The following is a 24,327-nucleotide window of genomic DNA, read 5'->3' as shown; positions in this document are numbered from 1 at the left end:
TGAACGAAATCTTCCTTCTGCTCCCATTAAAAAAGACGCAAGAAATTTGCGTCTAATATGGTGTCCATTCAATTTGTTTCGCAGTTTCAAATCTTTTTTCTACATCAGGCCAATTCACAACATTCCACCAGTTTTTAATATATTCATCTTTTCGATTTTGGTATTGTAAATAATACGCATGTTCCCATACATCTAGTACAAGGAGCGGTATCGTATCCCATTGTGTAAACAATTGATGAAGTGTACTCTGCAAAATTTCTAACCTTCCAGATCGGGGGACCCAAACGAGAATCGCCCAGCCTGAACCTTCTACTTTAGAGGCTGCTTCCGTAAAATGTTTTTGAAAACGTAAAAAGCTCCCAAAATCTTGTTCAATTTGTTGTGAAAAAACCCCTCTTGGACTTCCACCACCATCTTTTTTCATGTTATTCCAAAATATCGTGTGTAAATAATGTCCTGATCCATGAAAAGCCGCTTCTCGTTCCCAATGCTTAATTAAATCAAATTGATTGGTTTTTCTCGCTTCCTCCATCATCTTCTCTGCTTTATTTAACCCTTCTACATAACTACGATGATGTTTATCATGGTGTAACATCATAATTTCTCTAGAAATATACGGCTCTAACGCGTTATATGGATAAGGTAATGGCGGGAGTGTATGCCCTCCAATTGGAACAGCTCGTTCACTATCCCCTCTTTCATATAGTTCATATTCCTCTTCTTGCATAAATACTTCCTGCAGATGATGTTGAATATGTTCTACATCATCGCTTATTTCATACATAAACTCCGCATCCGTTTCGTACTCATGCTCTTTCATACGCTCTAATAATGTCTGAATTTTATAAGCAAGCATATGGACATCATACACTTCCATTGCGCGGCTATCTAATACGTGAAGAACACTTTCACACCAACTTTCTACTTCATGAAAGTAATCTGTAAATACACCTTGCTGACTCATGTTACACCTCCTTATTGCTATCCACTTAAATATATTCAATGAAAATCCCTTATATAACTGTACAAAAGGAAAAGAAGCTAAGTCTCCTTAGCTTCTTTTCCTTAATTAGTATTTGTGTAACATCTTCGTTTGGTAATCTGTCTCATAATATTCTAGTTCTTCACGCATCAATTGAAATTTACCTTCTAAATTCTTCATCACTTGCTCTATAGATGAAGGTGGTGTTTGTTGAAAAACGATAGAATTTTTTCCTGTATATGCAGATCGACTATTTTCATACCAATGATCACTCTTCGGGGAAAAAAACTCTGCAATTACTTGATGATATATCTTATATAAAATTTTTTCAGCTGCTGTTTTTCGAAATGGCTGGCTATTCAGCAAAACAAAACATGCATCATGTCCTTCTTCGCAAAAAACGAGAAGACGTCTCATTGATGCTAATAACCCTTTATAATATTGCTCGTTCCCAGCTGGTGTCTCTTCTAATAAAAAAGGCAACGTATGATAATTTACATAATTGGTTATCAAAGTAATCGCATCTTCTAAAAATATAGAAACTTGTTCTGTTTGATTTTCAACCATCAAATTAGACATTTCTTCCCTCTCCCTTTCCATTTCACGCTATTTCTATTCTTTTATTTTTATGTAATTCAGCCAATATTTCTTGTACTTTCAACACTGTTCTCTCATCAAAATATTGTTGAAATTCTTCTATATTATTTAAATATAAACGTTTTTGCGCACGGAGCTCCTTATCTTTCACTAAACAACATATCGCTACAATATCCCGTAAATATATGTCTTGTTCTTCTACTTTACACACTGGATTTCCTTCAAAAGGAGTAATTTCTTGTATAACTTCTTCAAAATAGCGAACGTATAAAACTGAAAAAGTTTTCTCTTTATCATTTAATATATATGTCACTTCAGATCTGTTAAAAAAATCTTCTGATGTATTAGGTTTTGCTTTCTCTAACTCATGCCCCGCATAACCTATTATAATCATATACTTCCCCTCTCTTCCTTCTTTCACTCCATTTTAACTTAACTTTCTGATAAACGAAATATTCTTTTAAATATACCTATATAAAAAATAGCTTACCTATACAGGAATTTACCTTTTTATTTTTCTTGAAGTTTGTCATAATAATATTATTGTCTCAGTTTTCTTATACAAGGAGAGTTGTATTTATGTCGTTTTCATGGAAACGTTTCTTACAAATCGGGAAAATTATCTTCCCATTTGTTGTATTAACAATTGTATTCTTTCAAGCAAAAAAAGAATTAGCGGGCATTTCTTTTTTAGAAGCGATTGATACAATTAAAAACATTCCAACTGGAGGAGTCTTTTTAGCAATTACACTTGGTGCATTCGCTGTATCAACGATGTTCTTTTATGATTATGTTATGCTTCGTTACTTAAAAGCTGATATACCTGTCCAAAAGATTTTCCGTATCTCATGGATTGCGAATACTTTAAATGGTTTTATTGGATTTGGTGGCCTCGTTGGAGCTGGTGTACGAACAATGCTTTATCGTCCATACATAAAAGAAAATAGCAAGCTTATTAAAAGTATTGCCTGGATGACGACTGCCTTTATTAACGGATTAGCCATACTTTCATTCCTCGGTCTTATCGGAATATTAGACACAAGATTTATTTTGCATGAAAAACCGTGGTTATGGCCTGTCCTTATCTTCTTTGCCCTTTTCGTCCCTATATACATCGGCTTTTCTAAACTTAAAAATAGAAAAACAACGCAAACCGAAGGACAAGAAGAGGAAGAGAAAAATCCAACTGTTTTATACTCATTAGTTTCATTAGTCGAATGGGTATCTGCTGGTATCGTTATGTACGTCATTTTAATACTGTTTGGAATTGAAGTTGACTTTCAAAAGTTTTTAGGTGTATATGTAATTGCTGCCTTAGCTGGCGTCGTTAGTCTTGTCCCTGGTGGGCTTGGTTCATTTGACCTTGTCTTCTTAACTGGACTAGGACAATACGGCATTGATACAGGTGTTTTACTGCCTGCTATGTTATTATATCGCCTCGTCTATTACATTTTACCATTCTGCCTTGGTCTCATTTTTGCGGCTTTCGAAATGACAGGAGTGGCCATTAAAAAGTTTGAAGATAAACCTTTTATTGCGCCTGCATTAGAAACCACTGGCGTTATATGGACTTTGCAGCGTGACTTTCTAGGGAAATTAGGTTCATGGGCATCTGCTGCTTTAACAGTATTTGCTGGCTTAATGGTTATTTTATCGACTATTTTACCAACAAGTATAAACCGGGCACACGCCTTACATATTTTAGCTCCAAAGCATCTGATTCAGTTTTCTTTTAGCTTATCGCTAACATTCGGTATTCTCCTTCTAATCCTTTCAAGGGGAATATATTACGGAACAAAACGTTCTTATTATATGACAATTATTTCTTTAATTGGAGCCGCTATCTTTAATACGCTAAAAGGAATTGATATTGAAGAAACATTTATTTTGTTAATCGTACTCGCTGTATTATATATGCTTCGTAAAAGATTCGTACGCGAGAAAATGGAAGTCTCACTTTCTGATATCGTAAAAGTTTTTATATTCTTACTTGTAACGTTATATTTATATAAAAACTTAGGTATTTTATTTGCAGGTGCAAAAGAAGCTTTTAAACCTGATTTCGTCGTTCGTAATATTACCCAAGTGAAACGAAGTGCATTAGCAGCTGCCTTTTTCGTTCCTACTTTTTTACTAATTGGCTCACTCATTGCCAATCGTTATCGAAATGAATTTCCCGGGCAACCAGCAAATGATAAAAGGTTACAAAACTTCTTAGATGAACACGGTGGAAATGTACTTAGTCATTTAGGTTATTTAGGAGATAAACAATTCTTCTTTAGCAGTGATGGGAAAGCGCTCCTTCTCTTCTCCATAACTGGAAAACGTCTTGTTGTATTAGGTGATCCAATTGGTGACCCTTCCTCCTATCGTAATGTGTTGCAAGAGTTTTTAGCTGAAGCTGATCGATTTGGATACATTTGTGTATTTTATCAAATCGAAAGTAAATGGATGAGTTTATATCATGATTTTGGTTATAACTTCTTTAAACTTGGTGAAGAAGCTGTCGTTGATTTAAATACATTTACAATAACAGGAAAGAAACGCGCTGGTATGCGAGCGACTTTCAATCGTTTTGAAAGAGAAGGCTATACATTCTCTATTCATCAGCCGCCATTCTCAGACGAATTATTCGAAGAGTTACGGAAAGTTTCTGATGCATGGCTCGGTGGAAAAAAAGAGAAAGGTTTTTCACTCGGATACTTCGATCGTGAATATATTAGCCGTGCTCCTATCGCTACATTATCTGATGCGGATGGAAAGATTATCGCATTCACAACCTTTATGCCCGTATATCAAAACGGATCATTGTCTGTTGATTTAATGCGCTATTATCCAGATGCACCTAGTGGAATTATGGACGCAATTTTCATCCACTTATTCCAATGGGCAAAAGAAAATGAATATCACTCCTTTAATATTGGTATGGCGCCACTTTCCAATGTTGGGTTATCAACACAATCATTTTGGTCTGAAAGAGTTGCTGCTGCAATCTTTAATAACGTTCGTTATACGTATAGTTTCAGCGGATTACGACATTTTAAAGAGAAATACAAACCAGCATGGAGCGGTAAATATTTAGCATTTAGGAAGAATCATTCTTTACCAATTACGATGCTCTCTGTAACAAAACTAATAGGAAAAAGAAAAAACAGCTAAAAATTTAGCTGTTTTTTCTTTTTTGAACTTGTACGATAAAATCCTTCTCATATTTCTTACCATTTATATAAAAAGTTCCCCACAGTTTATACGTGCCTTGGGCAGGAAATGTAATACGATACTGTAATTGCTCATCCGTATCAACAGGCATAGCGTATAAAAAGTTTTCCCTCGTTTCATCTACGATATAAAGAGTTTCCTCTTCTCCTCTCTCTGAATGTAATTTCAATTTTTCACCCTTTTTTGCTTGAAACTGAAATGTTAACGTCACCGGCTCATTCGGATGTAATGCACCGAATAAAAGAGAAACTTCATGCTCTCCAATTTTTTTTGTAAGTACACTATCGACTGGCAGGTTCACCTTCTTCTTATTTTTTTCTTCTTTTTCTCTCCCAAAATCTGTCTTCGCGAATGATTCTACTGACTTATTTTTGTCTTCATATAAAAATATTGTATACGCTTCATCTTTCGCTATTTTGGAAGATAACTTATATGATCCATTCCCTGCAAATGTAGGTTTAATCTGTTGTATATGTTTTAACTGTTCATCTACAATAACTGCCCGAATTTGATCATTTACACCACGAACCTCATTATTCTTTTTATTTAGTAATTGAAACAAAATATCTACTTTATCATTTCCTTTTCCATTTGATACATCCCATTTTACTTCTTGAACACCTCCTACCGTCTCTACGGTTTCCTGATACTTTTTTATGTAAAATCCTCCCGCCACAATAAGTACCAAAGCTACAAGTCCAATGACAAGATTTTTCAAAAAATCACCTACCATTTTTATTGTCTCTGTTTATACAAAACTTCTTTCATATATATTCTAGATTATGATTTATGAAATCCTCCTCTTTTGCACATATTACAAATAATTAAAAAGATTTTAATTGAACGGATTCGTAGTGTATAATGCAAATGATATTGATTTCTATCAATACATTATAAGGAGGACTTTTCATGAGTGTACATATTGAAGCAAAACAAGGCGAAATCGCTGAATCTATTCTATTACCTGGTGATCCATTACGCGCAAAATATATCGCTGAAACATTTCTAGAGGACGTTACTTGCTATAATAACGTGCGTGGTATGTTAGGTTTCACTGGAACTTATAAAGGAAAACGTGTATCTGTTCAAGGTACAGGTATGGGTGTTCCTTCTATTTCTATTTATGTAAACGAACTAATCCAAAGCTACGGAGTTAAAAATTTAATTCGTGTTGGGACTTGCGGTGCAATTCAAAAGGACGTAAAAGTACGTGACGTTATTATTGCAATGACAGCTTGTACTGATTCGAATATGAACCGTTTAACATTCCCAGGTTTTGATTTTGCACCAGCTGCAAACTTTGACCTTTTAAAGAAAGCTTACGATGCAGGAACTGAAAAAGGATTACACGTTCGTGTTGGTAACGTTTTAACAGCAGATGTTTTTTATCGTGAAAGCATGGACATGGTTAAAAAACTTGCAGATTACGGTGTATTAGCAGTAGAGATGGAAACAACTGCTCTTTACACATTAGCAGCGAAATATGGTGTAAATGCATTATCTGTATTAACAGTAAGCGATCACATCTTCACTGGTGAAGAAACAACATCTGAAGAACGTCAAACTACATTTAACGAGATGATTGAAATCGCTTTAGATGCAGCAATTCAACAATAATACATTAAAGAACTCGTCATACGTCTGTCGAGTTCTTTTTATGTGACTTTTTATAAAAAACTACTTTAGAAAGAGACAGATTTCTCCCTCTACTTTCTTGTCACGTTTGTTATAATAAAGTGAAATCATTTACAGTATTTCTCATAAGAGGTGAAGCAGTGAAAAACAGAAGTATCGTCTTTAAACTATTTTTATTAACATCAACATTATTTACAATCATATTCCTCCTCTTTTTCCTAGGACAGTCTCTATTTTTAGAGAAATTTTATATTAATAAAAAAGTAAAAACCGTTCAAACTGCCTTTGAAAAATTCGTAGATAATTACGAAAAAAGCGGCAAAAGTTATGAGGAAATTAGAAAACTAAAACAAGAATTTCATGATAAAACAAATGCTGAAATGCAATTTTTAGATTCTAATGGCATTATTAAAAGTGACACCAATTACTACATTGATGTAATTGGTCCTAACGATACAACGTATTCCATTCCACTCAACAATATTTTAACACCTGAAGAATATAATAAATTTGAAAATTTAGGTTTAAAAAAAGATGGAATACTATCCGTCTTTGGATTCTTACACGGTAATATAATTACACCAATATTATTAAAAACAAATTATAATCAGTGGAGCAATGGAAATATTACTTCCGATATGCAATTAATTGGTGAAAATCCATCTAAAAACAGACTTACAAACCGATATAAACAACAAGGATTTACTACGGTGGACTTTGAGGGTGTAATATCTAAATTACAGCTTCCTTCCAAGGCCGAGGTCCGTCTTGCAAATGATTTTGAAACATTACAAGCTGTTCAATCCTTTGCAAACACTATTAGACAAGGGATTTTCAATTCAAATCAACTAATCATATATCCCATAGATGCTGGCGAAAATTTAAAAAATCGTATCTTTGTAAAACCTATTATTGAAAACGGAAAAATTACAGAGTACGCCTTTGCGATAGTATCTTTGCAACCTGTTAATGAAGCGATGCTCGTTTTAAAAGATTATTATGTCTATGCCTTAATCATTGTGTTTCTCGTGATTATTTTATTATCCTTCTACTATTCAAAAATTATTGTGAAACCATTAATTAAGATTAATCGCGTTACAAAGAAAATGGCTAATTTTGATTTTAGCGAGAAACTACCTGTTACAGCAGACGATGAAATTGGCGGACTTTCCGGCAGTATCAATACATTATCTGTAAACTTAAAAGACAGAATTGATCGATTAAATGTTGCCAATACAAAATTACAACAAGATATTGAACGTGAACGTCAATTAGAGAAGACGAGGAAAGAATTCATTTCTGGTGTATCCCACGAATTAAAAACACCACTTAGTGTAATTAGAAGTTTCGCAGAAGGGATTCAAGATGGTGTTAGTAAAGATACAACGTATTATACAGATGTTATTTTAGAAGAAACAGAAAATATGAACAGACTTATTGTTGAAATGTTAGAATTAGCAAAACTAGAATCGGGTACGTACAAACTAGAAATGACAACATTCTCAATCGGTGAATTAATTCAGCAAATCCATACAAAGTTATTATTTAGTATGGAGGAAAAGCAGTTACAAGTGGACGTCGATGCAGACACTTCTATATTTGTTAAAGCGAATCGTAGTCGTATTGAGCAAGTAGTTGTGAACTTACTTAGCAATGCAATTCGCTATACGCCCGATGGAGAAAGAATAAAAGTCTCTGTTATAGAAACCAAAGATACAGTAAAAGTCGAAATCGAGAATACAGGAAATCCTATCCCAGAAGAAAGTCTTGAAAAAATTTGGGATCGCTTCTATCGTTTAGATGCATCACGTAGTCGTCATACTGGTGGTACCGGTCTCGGGTTATCTATTGTAAAAAACATTTTAGATCTCCATCATGCCAAGTACGGTGTATATAATACGAATAATAGCGTTGTATTCTATTTTAATTTACCAAATGTAAAAGAAGTCAAATAATTTGTCTTAATTTCACTAGGAGTTCACATGAAATTCACACTCTCCCTTTATAGTAAGAAACAAGTTAATCCTTTCCTTTACACATATAAAAGAGGAGAGTGCGTGAAATGAAACAAGCAGGACAACCTATTCAAAGTGAAAAACAATTAGAAACTATCAAAAATATACTTTTACAATCTTCGAAACGTGATGGCTTATTATTCGTATTAGCCGTAAATTCTGGCTTAAAAGTAAGCGAAATCTTACAATTAAAAGTTAGCGATGTCATCGATGAAAACGAAAATGTTCGCCATTCCATTTTATTTTACAATGAAAAAGTAAAGAAACATAAATGGTTTGCTGTAAATGAAGACTTACAGCACGCAATCGAAGACTACATGAAAGAACGTAAAACTTGGAAACGCAATGAGCCATTATTAAAGTCTCAAAAAGGAACAAAATCTATTACGAGACAACATGCATGGTACATTTTAAACAAAGCTGCAAAAGAAGTTGGATTAGAAGGGATTAGCTCACATACACTTCGAAAAACTTGGGGCTATTGTGCATACAAATCAGGTGTTGACATTGCATTTTTACAACACTTCTTTGATCATAGTACTCCATCAAAAACTTTAAAGTATATCGGTATCGCTTAATACCTCTTATACATAAAAAAGGTTACCATTTAAAAAATGGTAACCTTTTTTATGTTTCATATTCTCTTTTCTTTTCTTGTCTCTCTTATATTGTAATGGTACTCTAATAATAAGGGGGAGAAATTATGAACACACTTACAATTGAATTACCGCAAGAAACGGCTGAAAAACTCGATTTATTAAAACAAGCTTATGAAAAGAAAACAGGTGCTAGCATTTCTGAGAGCACTCTCGTTCAAACACTTATCTCAAAAGAATTTATCCAAGCGATAACTCCTTTTGATTTACAACAATTTATTAACGGAAAAGAACAGCATTAATGCTGTTCTTTTTTTATTGCTATTTAAAATACAAAAAAATTTTACTTATTTTCCGAAAAACCATTGACAATGATAATGATAACCATTATCATTTATTATGAAGCCAACAATTGATGAATCAACCAAACGCTCAGTAACATTGTTACCCCTCTTTTTCATATAGAAAGGCACTGTACATTCCCCCTGTTTGTACAGTGCCTTTCTTGTTTTATCATCGTTCAAATAAATTTAATTGCTCAGGCTTTGGCTCACCATATGTAATGTTCATCATTTTCATAAGTTGTTTCGCATTATCCGCTGCATCCCCGCCCGAATTATTATTAAATAATACGTATATGTCCTTTGTCTTCTTTTTTAGTTGCTCTAGTCGTTCTACCCATTCTTCCAATTCTTTATTGTTGTAGCGATATAAACAGCGAACCGCCCTCCAATTTTCCCCTTTATCCAGCCAGCCATGAACGTTTCGACCATGAAAGCGGATTAATGTTATATCCGAATCCGTCGCCTCTAATACGAGTGGAACCGAACCAATTCCCGCTTGCGGTTCATCACAAATTGTATGAATCCATTTTTCTTTCTCTAAAAATTGTAGCGTTTTATCTCTCATTTCTGGATAAAACCATGTTTGATTTCGAAACTCTATCGCACACGGTAAACCTTCCATTTTCTCTTTCGTATATCGAAGGAAATCTACATTTTTCTTTTTGCAATCAAACCATGGTGGATATTGAAATAAAATTATTTTTAATTTATTCGCTTCTATTAAAGGAAGAATCGATTGTTTATACACATCAAACATCTCATCAAACGTAGAAAAAGGAGTTTCTCCTTTCATATGCCCTGTCATTCCTTGATACGCTTTTACGACAAAAGAAAAGTCTGTCGGTGTTTCCATCGCCCATTTCGTATAATTTCGTGCCGGTTGCATCGCATAAAATGAACTATCCACTTCGACAATAGGAAAATGTTCACTGTATGTTCGTAATTTATTTTTATTTTCATAGGGATCTATATATAAAGAATCATGATCTCCCCACCCTGTCACTCCAATGAAAAACAATCATATTCCTCCCTTTCAGTTTTCATCTTATATTCATTCTACTGATTTCCCAATCATCTTGGACAATCAAATTCATTAAGTAACTCTTTCTTTAAGAGTATCCGTATAAAAATATGATATACTAAATGGAAGAATTTTTAAATTGAGGGGTTATTTATTTATGCTTCCAACCGATGATATTTTATCTCATGAAAAACGAATAGAAGAACTAGAAAATAAAGTACGTTTTTATGAAGAACTTGTGAATCAATTGCCGCATCATTTCACATATAAAAATCCACATATTGGTTTGCAAATAAAGAAAACAAGAACAAATCATTCCATTCAAAACATACGAAAAGAGAATAAAGAAGCTGATTTTCAACTTACTTGCGATTCATTATTTTTATTTGAACAACTTGAAAAACACTTTGTTCATATTTTTGATGCTTTTTCACATCATGTAACCTTTATTGATAATAAAGGGAATATTACATTATGTAATCAAGCTGCTGCAGATGATTTTGGTGTAATACGAAACGAAATAATTGGAAAGCCAATTCAACAATTACTTAACTTACCTGAAGAAAAAATTAAAGCTATTGAAACCTTAAAAACAGGAACCGAAATATATAATGAAGAGGTTTTAGACAAAAACTATGGCATTATTAATAATCGAATTATTCGCGATTATAATGGAGAGATTTTTAGAGTTATTAGCGTTTTTCATTATTTAAACACAGAACGTGATGCAGAGAAATTTTCATTAGCAGGACGAATTGCCGCCGGGATTGCACATGAAGTACGCAACCCACTTACAACAGTACGGGGATACTTACAGTTTTTACAAGAGAGTGTATCTCCATCCAATAAAGAATTATTTAAACACTTACTTATTCCTGAATTAGATCGTGCAAATAGTATTATTACACAATTTTTATCTATATCGAAAACACGCGAATTTAAAAGAGAACCGTTTCCCATTAATACATTTTTACGTGAATATATTCAACAGCTACTAGCAAGTGAGGTCTTTTTGCATAACATTTCAATTGATTATAATTTTTCTAATGAATTAGATGATATTTTAGTCCATATTGATCGCCATGAACTTGTTCAAGTGTTTTTAAACCTATTTCAAAACGCCGTTGATGCTCAAGGTGAAAAACCTCTTTCTATTCAAATCACTAGTTATCGCCTAGATAACTTCGTTCGGATTACTTTCACAGATAATGGAACTGGTATTCCTCCAGCTATTCAAGAATATATCTTTGATCCATTCTTCTCAACAAAAGATTCAGGAACAGGACTGGGCCTATCAGTAACAAAGAAAATTATTCAAAATCATAACGGTACATTAAAAATGACTAGTAATCAAGCCGGTACAACTTTCACTATTTCTATTCCAACTTTATCTAAAACAAACCATGAAAGAATGAAACAATACAAATGATGGACTGTTCTACAAACTGCAAACCAATTGTTACGTAATATATAACAATTGGTTTGTAGTTTTTTATTTTCACTTAATCTTCTTGAAATGATATGAATTTTTCTCTATTTCTTAATTGTTCTTGCTCGGTAGGCAAACTTCTTATTTTTTTAGAAATAGTAGTTTGTCCATCACGAATTTAGTATAAATCTCATCTTAATATATAGTAACGACTATTGATTCTATGAAAGAAAGGAATGAAAGGATAAACAATATAAATAAAGGAAAAGTATTTTATGGTAATGATTGTTGCGAAGTCAGAGCCTGTAGTCATATTAACATCTCTAAGTCCGAACTTACAGAATTCGTTAGACTTCTTCAAGCTCTTAGTCAAGCTATTCAAGCTGTCTTTCAAAAACCTTCTCAAAATAATATCGATAACTTGATTGCTGCCCTAAATAACCTACAAAAATTCCTCAATTGCTTAGATTTGTCTCCAGCACAAAAACAAATTGGAAATTCTATTATCGCTAATCTATTAACTATTTTAAGAACAACACCTTTCTCATGCGGAGCATTGTACGTTGAGCTACAAAGCTTGCTAAGTTATTTAAAGTAGATTGTTGTACTATCGACAAATTAGTTAAACTCATAACAGAGATCCAAACTATTCCTAGTTCAATACGGATCAGATTGCCTTGGAGGAGGTGCTAGTAGGACTCAAGGGGCTTACTGGTGCCCAAGGACCGGCGGGCTCTCAAGGGCCAGCAGGCTCTCAAGGTGCTACTGGTGCGACAGGTCCAGCGGGTACTCCAATTCCTGTACCTATCGCGTCCATCGGAAACTCCAACGCACAAACTATATTTCCTGGAACAAACATCCAATTCAATCAAGTTTTTGAATTAAATAATATCACTTTCAACGATACTGCAGATACTTTAACAGTTTTAGAAACAGGCGTATATGATATTAATTTCTCAGCGTCTACAACTTTCCCAGGCTCTTCACCGTTTGGATTCGGTATTTCCTTCAATGGTCAACCACCTACTCGTAATTTTTCAACTAACGTTATCGGTAGTGCTGTTTCTTTCTCTACAATCGTTACTTTACAAGCTGGTACAACAATCGCTGTACAACCTACAGCAAATACTATTTCTATTCCTAACACAGGTGATACAACAGCAACACTATCTGTTTTCCGAATTTACTAATTTTCACTAAATAAGCGTATTTATAATAATATGCATCATTTGACTGTAAATTAAATTTCTCTTTTTATATAGAAAGGAGCACTTATTTGGGAGGATAAGTGCTCCTTCTTTACGTTTCTTTACCTCAAATTTACTCTATCTTAATCCTCATTTTGTATGATAAATAGTGAAGTCAAAGATATGAAAGAGGGATGAAAATGAGAGTTATGTCACTGATACGCATCTGGGTTGCTCTTATGGTATGCATTATTTTATGTGTAGGATTTTTTTTAACTCTAAAATATTCCACTATATCAAAAGCAGAGAGAAAAACAGTTCCATACAAGCTTTTGTATACAAAACAAAGTAACATCCCTTATTCCAATGCAGCAAATAATGAAAAAAAGGTTATAAAAGGAATGCTTATTACGAAAGCTTCTAGTTACGAAACGCTACTTCAAATTGCTGAAACGATTAAAGATCAGTATATAAATAAAGAAATTGATGAAATCACGCTTTCTATCCATAATGAAAATAATGGTAGTTATGAAGAAGAATTACCTTACGAACCTATTAGTAAAGGCAAAATCATTATCACATATGATTCTCAATCCTCTGGCAGTACGAACATTATACTAAACGAGTAATATCATTTCCCAATTGGTATGGGCTAATCATTAGCGGTGAATAAACATCCCTTAATGATTGAAGTTTCACTTTATTTTTCATACGAAAAAGAGGCGGATTTCGTTATTCGCCTCTTTCTTCTTTTACCAAAGTGATGGAATCCACTCTTTCACTTTATCAAACCACTCTTGCTGCTCTTGTTTTCTTTGTTGTTCCTGTTCTTTCCTTCTCTTCTCTTCTTCTTTTCTTCGTTTTTCCTCTTCGATTGTTTGCAATTGTTTTTTGTAGTCAGCCTCTGGTATTAGCGATAACTGGAATGCTTTTTGAGCTGGATTTGCATTTGCTTTTTTCATGATATCCCGGAACATCGTCGTCGTAATTTGACTCCCTCCTGGAACATAATGCTCGCTATCTGTTTTATCATATCCTACCCAAATCGCACCTACTAAATCTGGCGTATATCCAACAAACCATGAATCCTTTGCACCATTGCTTGGACCATTTACAATTTGAGTAGTACCTGTCTTACCCGCCGTATCAACATTATTAACTTTCGCTTTTTCACCTGTTCCCTTTTCGACAACACCTTTTAATAAATATGTCATCTTTTGAGCAATTTTTTCACTCGTCACCCGCGTCTCTTTCTTATACCATTTCCCAATCGTTTCACCTTCAGCGTTTTGAATTTCTCTAATTGCATGAGCCTCCACTTGAACACCATCATTTGCAAATGTACTATATGCTTGGGCCATTACAAATGGAGATGTACCTACATGCATTCCGCCTAAAGCAATCGGATACGTACGATCTTCTGGCACTATTGGAATACCAAATCTCTCTAAAGATTTCAATCCTTTATCTAATCCTATTTGTTCTAACAGCCAAACTGCTGAAACATTATACGACTTTGCCACCGCTTCATACATTGTCACATTACCATGGAAGGTAAGATCACTATTTTTCGGTTCGTATTCTTTAATACTAAATGGTTCATCTTTTAATATATCGTATACTTCATACCCTTGTTCTAACGCTGGTACATATACAGCAAGAGGCTTTAACGTTGAACCTGGTTGCCTTTTTAATTGAGTAGCATGGTTAAATTGTAAAAACTGATACGGCCCTCTGCCTCCAACTAAAGCTGGAACACCACCAGTTTTTGGATTCACAAGGACCACTCCTGTTTGCATGAGCTGATCTGAACCACTATCTTTAAAATAGTTATCATTATTCACAACATCTTCTACAGCCTGTTGTTTTTTCGAATCAAGCTCTGTATAAATACGATAACCACCTGCTAAAATCTCATTTTGTGTTAATTCGTACTTGTCCATTGCTTCTCTAACAATATAGTCTACATATTGAGAATATTTACCTTTGTATTTATCATCAACACCACGTTTTAATACAAGACCGGACTCTTTTTCTTTATTGTACTGTTCTTCAGAAATATACCCTTGCTCTTTCATTAAACTTAATACGACATTACGTCGTTCAATTGATTTATTAAAGTTTTTATAAGGCGAATACGCAGACGGCGCTTTAATCAAGCCCGCAATCGTTGCAGCTTCTGAAATTGATAAATCTTTTACATCTTTATCAAAATAAGATTTAGCTGCTCTTTTTATACCCCAAGCCCCTTCACCAAAATAAATTTGATTCATATACATTTCAATAATTTCATCTTTTGTATAAGTACGTTCTATTTTTTTAGTTAGAAAATATTCTTTTATTTTACGTGAGAACGTGCGGTCTTGTGTCAAAAATACATTTTTCGCAAGTTGTTGTGTAATTGTACTTCCCCCTGCTACAACTTCTCCTGCTGTAATATTTTTAAAAACCGCACTTATAATTCCACTATAGTAAATACCGTGATGGTTAAAAAACTCCTTATCTTCTACTGCAACAATTGCCTGAACCATAATGTTAGGAATATCTTTCCTTTTTACGCCTTCTGTTTTAGAAGAAGCCAATTTAGTCGCAACTTCATTGTTTGCATCATAAATTAAAGTCGGTTGCGGAACAGCTTGTTTTAATTCAGATATGTCTTGAATGGAAATTATTATATTTATAGCAATAAATAGAGTAACGAGTAAACTGCCCAATACAATTAATGAATTGCGTAGTTTCTTCCTCTTATTGAACCACTCAAGCGTTTTTTTTAAGTGAGTGTTCTTCAATTTCATTCGTTCACTTCCTTCGTTTGTTTACACTCTTCTTTTCAAAAGGAAGAATATACCTCCTTTTAAATTTATTATAATAACGTAGTCCTTCCTATAGTGTAAAGCTTTTCTTTCACATTCATACTTTTTGCAAGAAAAGGACATTCTACAAGTAAGATATTCAATATCGATTATTAATATTATTAATACAACAATGAGAGTTATGTTAAGTTTTTGTAAACTTTTCGATAAAATGTTTTAAAAAACGACAGTTTTTTGTTAGAATTGACTAGCCAATATATTTTACATATATTACTTTTGTGGGGGTAACTAATAATGGTCTTTAAATCAAAAAAAGATAAATTTTCTGAAATGTTAATGAATGTTTCTGAAAATTTAAAAGAAGGCGCGCAATTTTTCGTGGAGTATAAAATTAAAAATGCTAGCGATTTAAAAGAGTTTTCTATGCGCATGAAAGAATATGAGTCAAAAGGTGACTCATTTATTCACGAAATCATTATGGAGCTAAACAAAGCGTTTATTACTCCTATTGAACGTGAGGACATCCTACAACTTGCAATGAGTATGGATGATGTATTAGACGGATTAGATCACAGTGCTGGTCTGTTCGAAATGTATTCTATTACAGAAGCTGATGAATACATGATTAAATTCGTAGAAGCAATTAATCAATGTGCAATTGAAATTGCAAACTCTGTTGAACTACTGTCTAAAAAGAAGTTGGTCGACATTCGTACGAACGCGATTAAGATTAAGGATTACGAATCACAATGCGATGATATTCGTCGTCATGCGATTAAACACTTATTCTCTCGTGAAAAAGATCCGATTAAGATTATTCAATACAAAGAGATTTACGAAGAGCTTGAAGAAGTAGCTGATAGCTGCCAAAGCGTTGCAAACGTATTAGAAACAATTATTATGAAGAACGCGTAAGGAGTTTGATCATGGATACACTCTTGATACTGACCGTTTTAGTAGTCATTTGCGCTTTAGCTTTTGACTTTATCAATGGATTTCACGATACAGCAAACGCTATTGCAACGGCTGTTTCAACGAAAGCTCTAAAGCCTAGACATGCAATTATTATGGCAGCTATTATGAACTTTTTAGGTGCAATGACATTTACAGGTGTAGCAAAAACGATTACAAAAGATATCGTTGACCCATTTGCTTTACAAAATGGTTCTCTTGTAATTTTAGCTGCTTTACTTGCGGCGATAGCTTGGAACTTAATTACTTGGTACTACGGTATCCCAAGTAGTTCTTCGCATGCAATTATTGGCTCAATCGCAGGTGCAGCTATTGCTGCTGCTGGTATTAGTTCATTAAACCTTAAAGGATTCATTAAAATTCTTGAAGCTTTAATCATTTCACCGATTATCGCTTTTGTTATTGGTTATATCGTATACAGTATTTTTAAAGTGGTCTTTAAAAACTTTAACTTAACGAAAACGAATAAAAACTTCCGTATATTCCAGATTTTCACTGCAGCATTACAAGCTTATACACATGGTACAAATGATGCACAAAAAGCAATGGGAATCATTACGATGGCTCTTATGGCCAATAACTATCATACTTCTAGCGACATCCCGTTCTGGGTACAATTATCTTGTGCAATTGCAATGGGTCTTGGTACTTCTGTCGGTGGATGGAAAATTATTAAAACTGTCGGTGGACAAATTATGAAAATTCGTCCTGTAAATGGTGTAGCTGCTGATTTATCATCATCACTTGTTATTTTCGGTGCAACATTCATTCACTTGCCAGTTAGTACAACGCACGTTATCTCTTCTTCTATTTTAGGGGTTGGTGCTTCTCATCGTGTGAAAGGTGTAAAATGGGGAACTGCAAAACGCATGTTAATTACTTGGGTTATTACACTTCCTATTTCAGCTTCATTAGCTGCGTTATTTTACTACTTATTACACTTAATCTTTTAATCAAAAGTCGTCTTCCTTATTTTTCTAGGAAGACGACTTTTTTGTGAACAAGCCTATTTCTTATTAAAAAGCGTGTATAATGATTGATGGATAAGTTATATAGAGGAGTTGGCAATTTTGGAATACATCATGTTACTTTTCATCGGATTAATCGCTGGGACCGTTGGGAGCCTAGTAGGGCTTGGGGGCGGAATTATTATCGTTCCGTTATTAATTGGATTACACAGTTTATCACCACAACTCGCAGTAGGAACTTCTATGGTAACAGTCGTTTTTACAGGACTGGCTTCTACCCTTACGTATATGAAGCATAAACGGGTGGATTATAAAAGTGGACTTATTTTATTTATCGGGAGTGGCCCTGGTGGTATTATCGGATCATGGGCAAATAAATTTTTAAACCAAGATACATTTTCTTTATATTTTGGGATTTTCCTTATTTTCGTATCCATTCTTCTTATGCTACGAGACAAATTAAAACCTCTTTCCTTATCAAATATGTCTGTCATTAAGCGGTCTTTTACAGATAACAAAGGAAATACTGTACACTATCAATTCCCACCGTTTCTTGCTATCTTTATCGCCTTTATAGTTGGGTTTATATCTGGATTATTTGGAATTGGTGGCGGTGCCTTACTTGTTCCAGCGATGATGCTTCTTTTTGCATTCCCAGCACACATTGCTGTGGCAACTTCGATGTTTATCGTATTTTTATCAGCAATTGTAAGTTCTGCAACTCACATCTCTCTTGGAAATGTTAGCTGGACTTATGCATTAATTCTTATTCCTGGTGCATGGATTGGCGGAAAAATCGGGGCTTATATTAATACAAAATTAAGCGGTAATGCCGTAATTAATTTATTACGTATCACATTAATAATTCTTGGAACTAGATTAATCATTACTTCACTTTTATAACGCGTTCTTTCTAGAATGCGTTTTTTTATACACATGAATATAAAAAAGCTCCTAGGAGAACAAATAAAACTAAACAAACACTTAATAGCATAAAATTTGAAATATGTACCTTCTTCAAGTTGATCACTCCTATAGCTGCGACTGTTATCTTTATGATAGCGAAAAAACAGTTCGCATGCAGTTACAAAGTGCTAACAATGCAAAATCATTTATTACAAATTTTATCCTTTTATTTCATTTCCTTGTATAATCTATCGATTCAATAAAAAAAGATGTCATATTGACATCTTTTTAGTGAAGAAGTGACCATCCCATAAAGTCTTCATGTACTTGGCACGCCCTCTTATCGTTTCGATCATATAATTCAGCATAACTATCTGTTTCTTCATCATAGGCCATCGTATAAATAATTTGGCCGTCTATTTCAACGGATAGAACGACTCCACCTTTCATCTCTTCTACATGAATGATAGCATTCGCTGGTATTCTCACATCCGTCATCTTCATCGCATCTAACAATATACTAAACCCCCTACAGCGTATTCATTGCTAGTACTATTACACACTAAATAGTATACTACTGTAATAGCATACATTTCGTCAATGAAATTGCTGTTCAAATAGCATATTATCTTTATACATATACGCTAAAATAGAAGAAATAGAAATGTTTAAATGGGGGGCTAACATTGATTCTACACAAAGGAGATGTACTATTCCGTCAAGGCGAGGATGGTCCTTTATATTTTATAAAAACAGGTTTATTAAAAGTGGTTCGGCTAGAAGAAGACGGAACACCATTTCTATTCAACATTATCGTTCCAGGTGAAACGATACCTCACCATTCTTTAATTTCACCGAAGGAATATCACGGTACCGCTATTGCTTTAATAAAAACAGAAGTTGAACCGATTACTAGTAGCGAATGGTACGATAGACTTCAAGCAAACCCTAAATCATATGCCGACATCGCTATGCAATTACAATCGAAACTAAGAATGATGCAACAGCGGATTGACCAATTGTCTACTGTCTCTCCGAAAGAACGTCTTCATCGTTTACAAGAGTGGTTCACACTATATTTAGGTGACATTCCTATATATGAAATATTAACGCAAACTGAAATTGGTCAACTGATAGGTATACGCCGTGAAACAGTAAATCGGCTGTTAAGAGAACAAATAAAAAACGAGGTAAAATAATACCTCGTTTTTTGCTTATTCAAGCTCACCCTATTGTAAGCTTACTGCTGGACCAAAAAATTCATAATGAATATGCTCTTGTTTCACACCTAAATCAATTAGTGCAGTATTTATATGCTTCATAAATGGCACTGGACCACAGAAATAAAATTCTGCTTCAGTTGTCGGAATAATGGTTTGTAACCATTCACCTTCAATGAATCCTTCTTTATCAAAGTTTTTCATTTCCAAATCTTTTTCAGTCGGCGCAGAATAGCAAGTGTATGCTTTAACTTGTTCGTATTCATTGTCTACTGCCTTAACGTGTTCTTTCATCGCATGTGTAGTACTATTTATCGCTGCATGAACAAAATATACATTACGTTTTGAGTCTTGTTCAATTAACGTATTTAGCATACTCATCATCGGTGTAATACCTACTCCACCACTAATTAGTACAACTGGTACTGTTGAATCCATATTTAATACGAAATCTCCCGCTGGTGCACTTACTGGCAGAATATCTCCTTCCCCTACATGATCATGTAAGTAATTAGATACTTTACCACCTGGTGTATCTACACCTTCTTCTTTTTTTACACTAATCCGATAATATTCTTTTCCAGGAGCATCAGATAAGCTATATTGACGATTATGTGTATATGTTTCACCTTCAATATTTATTTGAATTGTTACATATTGTCCTGGGATGAATGAAGAAACTTTCCCGCCATCTTCAGGTTTTAAATAAAATGATGTAATAACGTCACTTTCTTTCACTTTTTTAACAACTACAAAGTTTCGGAAATCTTTCCATCCACCTTCTTTATGTGCAGCCTCTTCATACATCTCTGCTTCAATGCTAATGAATGCATCAGCAATGACTCCATACGCTTCTCCCCATGCATTTAAAACTTCATCAGGTGCACCTGCGACCTCTTTAATCGCTCGTAGTAAACATGTACCCACAATCGGATAATGTTCCGCTTTAATACCTAAACTTCTATGCTTATGACCAATTTGTTTTACAACTGGAATAATTGCTTCTAAATTATCAATGTACATCGCAGCTGCATAAACAGCATTTGCTAACGCTTGTTGTTGTCTTCCCTTTTTCTGATTCGTGTGGTTGAAAATATTCAATAACTCCGGATGTTCCTCAAATAAAATTTGATAAAATCTCGTTGTAATTTCAACGCCTTTTTCTTGTAATAATGGTACTGTTGATTTTACGATTTCAATTGTTTTTGCACTTAACATTGTATCCCACTCCTCTATTTCCTTAACTGTTTTTAGTTTAACTGAATTGTATTATACACATTGTGATTTTAATCACTATTAACACGGTGTTTTTGTGAAAAATATATGAACATTGCACTTACAAAAAGAAAATAAGCCAACTAGAATGCTAGCTAGCTTATTATTTGGACTGTATTGCTTGTTCAATTCCCCTTATATATTTCCCATCTCCAAATTCTGTATACCCCCAGATATTCGTTTCACCTCTATATTTATTTACGATAATATCTAAGTCATGGTATACACGATGGGCATAAACTACATACTCAATATTTTGAAGCTCCACACCTTTTTTTACAATTTCATAACTTCTATTTACATCACGTTTGATCTTTTCATTTTTTATTTCTGTATGTATGTTTTTTAAAGATGATTCTTGTTCTTGAAACCATTTCTTTAAATGGTTCCAGTCCCCGTCTGTATAATTCTCTGCCTTACCATGATTTAAGAAATTATTATAACTTTCATGTGTCGTACGAATAAAATCAAGCACTTTTGTCTCTTCTTGTACCGCTTCTATTTGAGCTATTGTATTTACCCCAGCGGGCTTATTCGCATAATGTAATAGCACTTTCATAAGACTATAACTCGCAATGATCATCACGATTATAATGCTGAACACACTTAGCAATTTCCTCATATACAGAACTCCTTTTCTACTATGAATATTACAATAGAGTGTTTCACTTGTATCATTCGCTCGTAGAAATACAATTCCTGTTTAAATTCTTCCTATCATTTCGACACTATTTTTCTACACATTTCGCCTTGGCAAATGCTCCTGTAAAACAATATAACCTTCATAAGCTGTATAACCAAGTATAGCTATTAATCCGATATAACAAGCGAATACTGTCCATTTCGTTTTCGCATCAACTTTATAATAGTTTTCTTTTTGTACTTTTTCTTTTTCCCATTCATTTAATTGTCTTTCCGCTACTTCAAATGCCTCTCTGATGTGAATTGTATACTCGTCTTTTTCATCCTCATATGGAACATAATCTAGCGGCTCAAACTTCGGAAAAAGATGCTCTAGCACTTCCATTCTTTGAAGTTCCCCTGTTTTTAATTCTTTTTCATGCTCTCTTTGTCTTAATACATTCATCTCATGATGCATCATGTATATAGTCCGATGCACAGCACCAGTTTCTTTTAGTTCCTCTTCAAGCTTAGCAACATATTCTTTCATTCCATCAATTCTATAACCTAATTCTTTAATCGGCTCATCTCTCTTTATTACTCTATATAGTTCCATACAGCCGATAATGAAAATAAATCCTCCCAAAATACTTTTAAAGTAAATTGAATAGCCTAGCAATAAAACAAGCCCTGCCCCCCAAATTTTCGTACTTACCACTGAAATAATTCGGCCACCATCTAGCGGTGAAACGGGAATTAAATTAAAGAAATTAATCATACTTCCAAGCAAAATAACAAGTGCCCAAAACGGCTCTTTTGTGATCATATAAAGTGGAATAGCTGGTAAAAATGAAAGTAATCCGAAAAGAGGCCCCATATAAGCAATATACGCTTCATCTTTTGCGTTTTTCGGCATCTCTTTCATTCCAATAAGAGCCCCCATAAATGGAATGAAGATTGCCGGTGATGTAGGTATCCCTTTTCTTCTTGCCGCCCATAAATGACCCATTTCATGAACAAATAACAAATAAACAAGTGCTACTCCAAATTTCCAACCATATATAACTGCGTATGCACCAAGTGATAGAAACATACTAAATACAGTTGAAAACTTTGCTAATTTAAAGATTGCGAATACCCACTTTAGCTTAGATAGTAAAAATAACCCTATTGCAACAATAATTCCCCATAATCCTTTTTTATTATTTCTCATGTCCCTCTCCTTTATCTTATTGAAATGGGCTATATGCACCCATTTCAGTTTATTCTATTCTCTATTATGACACATTTTTTTCTTTTCTTAGAAATAATGTTTATATCATCCATTTTTAGACAAAAATACAAATGAAAGGAGGTAGATACAAATGAAATTACAATCTCTCATTATAGGTGCTCTCTCTTTCTTAGCCTCAACTCTTATTTTTTATACCGTTAGCTACCTATTATTATTAGATTGGTTGCCAAATCACTTATTCATCGCTCTTATTATTCTATCCGCTCTTATGATTTCATTTCTTATTACACGAAAATCCATAAATGAGCCATCTGCAAAAGCAAAGTAATAGAGAGGGGATTCTCTCCCCTCTCTATTATCATTTCCTAGGAAAGTCCATATAGACTTTCCTATTCACTTTATCTTTGTAAATCCATTTTTTCACCATACTCTTTAACAATTTGAATGATATTTTGAAAAACGCCTATTTTTTCTTTTTTATTATTTAATATTTTCAAATCATAATTTTCATAATATGTTTCTAATGCTTTTAATTGTGATAATGAAGCATCTTTCATCGGAACAGTAACATTCAATTCATACTGTTTATACCCTTCCTTTACTTTTTCACCTGAAATCATTTCACTCTCTTTTGCTCCAATTAATTTTTGAACCTTTTCCGGGAAAATCAATTGCAAATAATATTCTTGTTCCTTTGCTAACTTGTTGTAAAGTGATTGCGAAATTGTATAACGTACCTTATAATTCATTTTTTGATCCCCTGCTTTAATATGAAACGCTGTAATCTGCAAATCTTTTTTCGTTACTTCTGTTAAAGGATCAACCTGTATCTCATCTTCTTTTTGTTCTAGAATCTTTGGAAATATAGACAAAAGTTTTTCCGTATCTTTTTCGTTCAACATGTACATTGCCTTCTTATATTGTAGCCACCCTCGTCGCTCTTCTCCTCTTAACCATGCATAATACGTTTCTTTTTTCCCATCTCTACTAATTTGTATTTCATATTCAGGTTCACCAAAGCTACCTGTTATTTCTTGTTTTTCCGCATTATTTATAATATCTATTACGGCCTTAACTTCTGACTCCTGTAACTTTTTCTCTTTATGTTTTTTTTGTATAACAGTTATCCCTATTGTTTCTTCCACTTCATTCACCGTCTCCTCTACTTGTTTCGTTTCTTTCTTTTGCTCTGCTTGACCACACGATGCTAATAAAATCAAACATAAAACCATTACATACTTCACTTTCAACTCAATCCCTCTTTTCTAATAAGAAATCCTTATAACCTTCATA

25 protein-coding genes are annotated in these 24,327 nt (G+C 33.8%); 14 read left to right on the top strand and 11 right to left on the bottom strand.

Annotated elements, in window-relative coordinates:
- Positions 1–52 precede the first annotated feature (52 nt).
- The 3 genes from JDS98_RS04170 to JDS98_RS04160 form a co-directional block, all read right to left on the bottom strand.
- Positions 53–964, bottom strand: coding sequence for a superoxide dismutase (locus JDS98_RS04170; RefSeq protein WP_052943499.1), 912 nt, complete (start codon positions 962–964; stop codon positions 53–55).
- A gap of 105 nt (positions 965–1,069) precedes the next feature.
- Positions 1,070–1,561 (bottom strand): YpuI family protein, encoded by a 492-nt coding sequence (locus tag JDS98_RS04165; RefSeq protein WP_000067560.1) that lies wholly within the window; start codon positions 1,559–1,561, stop codon positions 1,070–1,072.
- 22 nt (positions 1,562–1,583) lie between these two features.
- Positions 1,584–1,973, bottom strand: a complete 390-nt coding sequence (locus tag JDS98_RS04160) for a hypothetical protein (RefSeq protein ID WP_000583780.1) — start codon at positions 1,971–1,973, stop codon at positions 1,584–1,586.
- Positions 1,974–2,158: 185 nt separating this feature from the next.
- Between JDS98_RS04160 and mprF the strand changes: the two genes are divergently transcribed.
- A complete protein-coding gene (mprF, locus tag JDS98_RS04155; protein WP_098911354.1) occupies positions 2,159–4,738 on the top strand; it encodes a bifunctional lysylphosphatidylglycerol flippase/synthetase MprF in 2,580 nt (859 codons plus the stop codon).
- Between the two features lie 4 nt (positions 4,739–4,742).
- On the opposite strand, the gene JDS98_RS04150 is transcribed toward mprF, so the two are convergent.
- The gene (locus tag JDS98_RS04150; RefSeq protein ID WP_141523542.1) at positions 4,743–5,531 is read right to left on the bottom strand and encodes a hypothetical protein; all 789 of its coding nucleotides are present in this window, start codon (positions 5,529–5,531) and stop codon (positions 4,743–4,745) included.
- 176 nt (positions 5,532–5,707) lie between these two features.
- Between JDS98_RS04150 and deoD the strand changes: the two genes are divergently transcribed.
- From deoD to JDS98_RS04130, 4 genes are all read left to right on the top strand, one after another.
- On the top strand, positions 5,708–6,415 hold the full coding sequence (gene deoD, locus JDS98_RS04145; protein WP_000110704.1) for a purine-nucleoside phosphorylase: 708 nt from the start codon (positions 5,708–5,710) through the stop codon (positions 6,413–6,415).
- Positions 6,416–6,573: 158 nt separating this feature from the next.
- Positions 6,574–8,388 carry a sensor histidine kinase gene (locus JDS98_RS04140; protein WP_199633586.1) on the top strand — a complete coding sequence of 605 codons (1,815 nt, stop codon included), beginning with the start codon at positions 6,574–6,576 and terminating at the stop codon, positions 8,386–8,388.
- A 107-nt stretch (positions 8,389–8,495) separates the two neighbouring features.
- Positions 8,496–9,026 (top strand): tyrosine-type recombinase/integrase, encoded by a 531-nt coding sequence (locus JDS98_RS04135; RefSeq protein ID WP_000806240.1) that lies wholly within the window; start codon positions 8,496–8,498, stop codon positions 9,024–9,026.
- A 125-nt stretch (positions 9,027–9,151) separates the two neighbouring features.
- Positions 9,152–9,346, top strand: a complete 195-nt coding sequence (locus JDS98_RS04130; RefSeq protein WP_001094863.1) for a DUF3924 domain-containing protein — start codon at positions 9,152–9,154, stop codon at positions 9,344–9,346.
- Between the two features lie 211 nt (positions 9,347–9,557).
- Here JDS98_RS04130 and JDS98_RS04125 read toward each other — a convergent pair whose 3' ends face one another.
- Positions 9,558–10,406: a DUF72 domain-containing protein gene (locus JDS98_RS04125; protein ID WP_000465099.1), complete on the bottom strand. Its 849-nt coding sequence runs from the start codon at positions 10,404–10,406 to the stop codon at positions 9,558–9,560.
- A gap of 160 nt (positions 10,407–10,566) precedes the next feature.
- Between JDS98_RS04125 and JDS98_RS04120 the strand changes: the two genes are divergently transcribed.
- From JDS98_RS04120 to JDS98_RS04110, 4 genes are all read left to right on the top strand, one after another.
- Positions 10,567–11,838 carry a PAS domain-containing sensor histidine kinase gene (locus tag JDS98_RS04120; protein ID WP_000938019.1) on the top strand — a complete coding sequence of 424 codons (1,272 nt, stop codon included), beginning with the start codon at positions 10,567–10,569 and terminating at the stop codon, positions 11,836–11,838.
- A gap of 223 nt (positions 11,839–12,061) precedes the next feature.
- Positions 12,062–12,436: a collagen-like repeat preface domain-containing protein gene (locus JDS98_RS30680; RefSeq protein WP_371410945.1), complete on the top strand. Its 375-nt coding sequence runs from the start codon at positions 12,062–12,064 to the stop codon at positions 12,434–12,436.
- An 88-nt stretch (positions 12,437–12,524) separates the two neighbouring features.
- Positions 12,525–13,028, top strand: a complete 504-nt coding sequence (locus JDS98_RS30675; RefSeq protein ID WP_371399103.1) for a Gly-Xaa-Xaa repeat protein — start codon at positions 12,525–12,527, stop codon at positions 13,026–13,028.
- Positions 13,029–13,225: 197 nt separating this feature from the next.
- The gene (locus JDS98_RS04110; protein WP_001265581.1) at positions 13,226–13,654 is read left to right on the top strand and encodes a hypothetical protein; all 429 of its coding nucleotides are present in this window, start codon (positions 13,226–13,228) and stop codon (positions 13,652–13,654) included.
- Positions 13,655–13,777: 123 nt separating this feature from the next.
- Here the strand turns inward: JDS98_RS04110 and JDS98_RS04105 are convergent, their stop codons facing one another.
- A complete protein-coding gene (locus JDS98_RS04105; RefSeq protein ID WP_098106615.1) occupies positions 13,778–15,820 on the bottom strand; it encodes a transglycosylase domain-containing protein in 2,043 nt (680 codons plus the stop codon).
- Between the two features lie 312 nt (positions 15,821–16,132).
- Here JDS98_RS04105 and JDS98_RS04100 point away from each other — a divergent pair, with 312 nt between their 5' ends.
- The 3 genes from JDS98_RS04100 (at position 16,133) to JDS98_RS04090 (ending at position 18,681) form a co-directional block, all read left to right on the top strand.
- Entirely contained in the window at positions 16,133–16,753 is a 621-nt protein-coding gene (locus tag JDS98_RS04100) for a DUF47 domain-containing protein (protein ID WP_000231446.1), read from the top strand.
- Positions 16,754–16,764: 11 nt separating this feature from the next.
- The gene (locus JDS98_RS04095) at positions 16,765–17,763 is read left to right on the top strand and encodes an inorganic phosphate transporter (protein WP_000380277.1); all 999 of its coding nucleotides are present in this window, start codon (positions 16,765–16,767) and stop codon (positions 17,761–17,763) included.
- A 117-nt stretch (positions 17,764–17,880) separates the two neighbouring features.
- Entirely contained in the window at positions 17,881–18,681 is an 801-nt protein-coding gene (locus tag JDS98_RS04090) for a sulfite exporter TauE/SafE family protein (RefSeq protein ID WP_000455752.1), read from the top strand.
- Between the two features lie 291 nt (positions 18,682–18,972).
- On the opposite strand, the gene JDS98_RS04085 is transcribed toward JDS98_RS04090, so the two are convergent.
- On the bottom strand, positions 18,973–19,200 hold the full coding sequence (locus JDS98_RS04085; RefSeq protein WP_000883006.1) for a hypothetical protein: 228 nt from the start codon (positions 19,198–19,200) through the stop codon (positions 18,973–18,975).
- A 170-nt stretch (positions 19,201–19,370) separates the two neighbouring features.
- Between JDS98_RS04085 and JDS98_RS04080 the strand changes: the two genes are divergently transcribed.
- Entirely contained in the window at positions 19,371–19,883 is a 513-nt protein-coding gene (locus tag JDS98_RS04080) for a Crp/Fnr family transcriptional regulator (protein ID WP_000600584.1), read from the top strand.
- Positions 19,884–19,913: 30 nt separating this feature from the next.
- Here the strand turns inward: JDS98_RS04080 and hmpA are convergent, their stop codons facing one another.
- From hmpA to JDS98_RS04065, 3 genes are all read right to left on the bottom strand, one after another.
- Positions 19,914–21,122, bottom strand: coding sequence for an NO-inducible flavohemoprotein (gene hmpA / locus JDS98_RS04075; protein WP_199633585.1), 1,209 nt, complete (start codon positions 21,120–21,122; stop codon positions 19,914–19,916).
- Positions 21,123–21,282: 160 nt separating this feature from the next.
- Positions 21,283–21,801 carry a hypothetical protein gene (locus tag JDS98_RS04070; protein ID WP_098138218.1) on the bottom strand — a complete coding sequence of 173 codons (519 nt, stop codon included), beginning with the start codon at positions 21,799–21,801 and terminating at the stop codon, positions 21,283–21,285.
- 114 nt (positions 21,802–21,915) lie between these two features.
- Positions 21,916–23,013 (bottom strand): site-2 protease family protein, encoded by a 1,098-nt coding sequence (locus tag JDS98_RS04065; protein ID WP_087949110.1) that lies wholly within the window; start codon positions 23,011–23,013, stop codon positions 21,916–21,918.
- Positions 23,014–23,164: 151 nt separating this feature from the next.
- Here JDS98_RS04065 and JDS98_RS04060 point away from each other — a divergent pair, with 151 nt between their 5' ends.
- Positions 23,165–23,362: a hypothetical protein gene (locus tag JDS98_RS04060; protein ID WP_000776283.1), complete on the top strand. Its 198-nt coding sequence runs from the start codon at positions 23,165–23,167 to the stop codon at positions 23,360–23,362.
- 70 nt (positions 23,363–23,432) lie between these two features.
- Here JDS98_RS04060 and JDS98_RS04055 read toward each other — a convergent pair whose 3' ends face one another.
- Positions 23,433–24,284 carry a YhfM domain-containing protein gene (locus tag JDS98_RS04055; RefSeq protein WP_199633584.1) on the bottom strand — a complete coding sequence of 284 codons (852 nt, stop codon included), beginning with the start codon at positions 24,282–24,284 and terminating at the stop codon, positions 23,433–23,435.
- Between the last annotated feature and the right edge of the window lie 43 nt (positions 24,285–24,327).

This window comes from Bacillus cereus group sp. N11, from assembly GCF_016483605.1.
Taxonomy (GTDB): Bacteria; Bacillota; Bacilli; order Bacillales; family Bacillaceae_G; genus Bacillus_A; species Bacillus_A toyonensis.
This window is presented reverse-complemented; position numbering and strand designations above follow the sequence as displayed.

What these genes read in the sequence shown, in the direction of transcription:
- JDS98_RS04170 (WP_052943499.1), bottom strand. Translation starts at nt 964, where the DNA reads ATGAGTCAGCAAGGTGTATTTACAGATTACTTTCATGAAGTAGAAAGT.
- JDS98_RS04165 (WP_000067560.1), bottom strand. Translation starts at nt 1,561, where the DNA reads ATGTCTAATTTGATGGTTGAAAATCAAACAGAACAAGTTTCTATATTT.
- JDS98_RS04160 (WP_000583780.1), bottom strand. Translation starts at nt 1,973, where the DNA reads ATGATTATAATAGGTTATGCGGGGCATGAGTTAGAGAAAGCAAAACCT.
- mprF (WP_098911354.1), top strand. Translation starts at nt 2,159, where the DNA reads ATGTCGTTTTCATGGAAACGTTTCTTACAAATCGGGAAAATTATCTTC.
- JDS98_RS04150 (WP_141523542.1), bottom strand. Translation starts at nt 5,531, where the DNA reads ATGGTAGGTGATTTTTTGAAAAATCTTGTCATTGGACTTGTAGCTTTG.
- deoD (WP_000110704.1), top strand. Translation starts at nt 5,708, where the DNA reads ATGAGTGTACATATTGAAGCAAAACAAGGCGAAATCGCTGAATCTATT.
- JDS98_RS04135 (WP_000806240.1), top strand. Translation starts at nt 8,496, where the DNA reads ATGAAACAAGCAGGACAACCTATTCAAAGTGAAAAACAATTAGAAACT.
- JDS98_RS04130 (WP_001094863.1), top strand. Translation starts at nt 9,152, where the DNA reads ATGAACACACTTACAATTGAATTACCGCAAGAAACGGCTGAAAAACTC.
- JDS98_RS04120 (WP_000938019.1), top strand. Translation starts at nt 10,567, where the DNA reads ATGCTTCCAACCGATGATATTTTATCTCATGAAAAACGAATAGAAGAA.
- JDS98_RS30680 (WP_371410945.1), top strand. Translation starts at nt 12,062, where the DNA reads ATGAAAGAAAGGAATGAAAGGATAAACAATATAAATAAAGGAAAAGTA.
- JDS98_RS04110 (WP_001265581.1), top strand. Translation starts at nt 13,226, where the DNA reads ATGAGAGTTATGTCACTGATACGCATCTGGGTTGCTCTTATGGTATGC.
- JDS98_RS04105 (WP_098106615.1), bottom strand. Translation starts at nt 15,820, where the DNA reads ATGAAATTGAAGAACACTCACTTAAAAAAAACGCTTGAGTGGTTCAAT.
- JDS98_RS04100 (WP_000231446.1), top strand. Translation starts at nt 16,133, where the DNA reads ATGGTCTTTAAATCAAAAAAAGATAAATTTTCTGAAATGTTAATGAAT.
- JDS98_RS04095 (WP_000380277.1), top strand. Translation starts at nt 16,765, where the DNA reads ATGGATACACTCTTGATACTGACCGTTTTAGTAGTCATTTGCGCTTTA.
- hmpA (WP_199633585.1), bottom strand. Translation starts at nt 21,122, where the DNA reads ATGTTAAGTGCAAAAACAATTGAAATCGTAAAATCAACAGTACCATTA.
- JDS98_RS04070 (WP_098138218.1), bottom strand. Translation starts at nt 21,801, where the DNA reads ATGAGGAAATTGCTAAGTGTGTTCAGCATTATAATCGTGATGATCATT.
- JDS98_RS04065 (WP_087949110.1), bottom strand. Translation starts at nt 23,013, where the DNA reads ATGAGAAATAATAAAAAAGGATTATGGGGAATTATTGTTGCAATAGGG.
- JDS98_RS04060 (WP_000776283.1), top strand. Translation starts at nt 23,165, where the DNA reads ATGAAATTACAATCTCTCATTATAGGTGCTCTCTCTTTCTTAGCCTCA.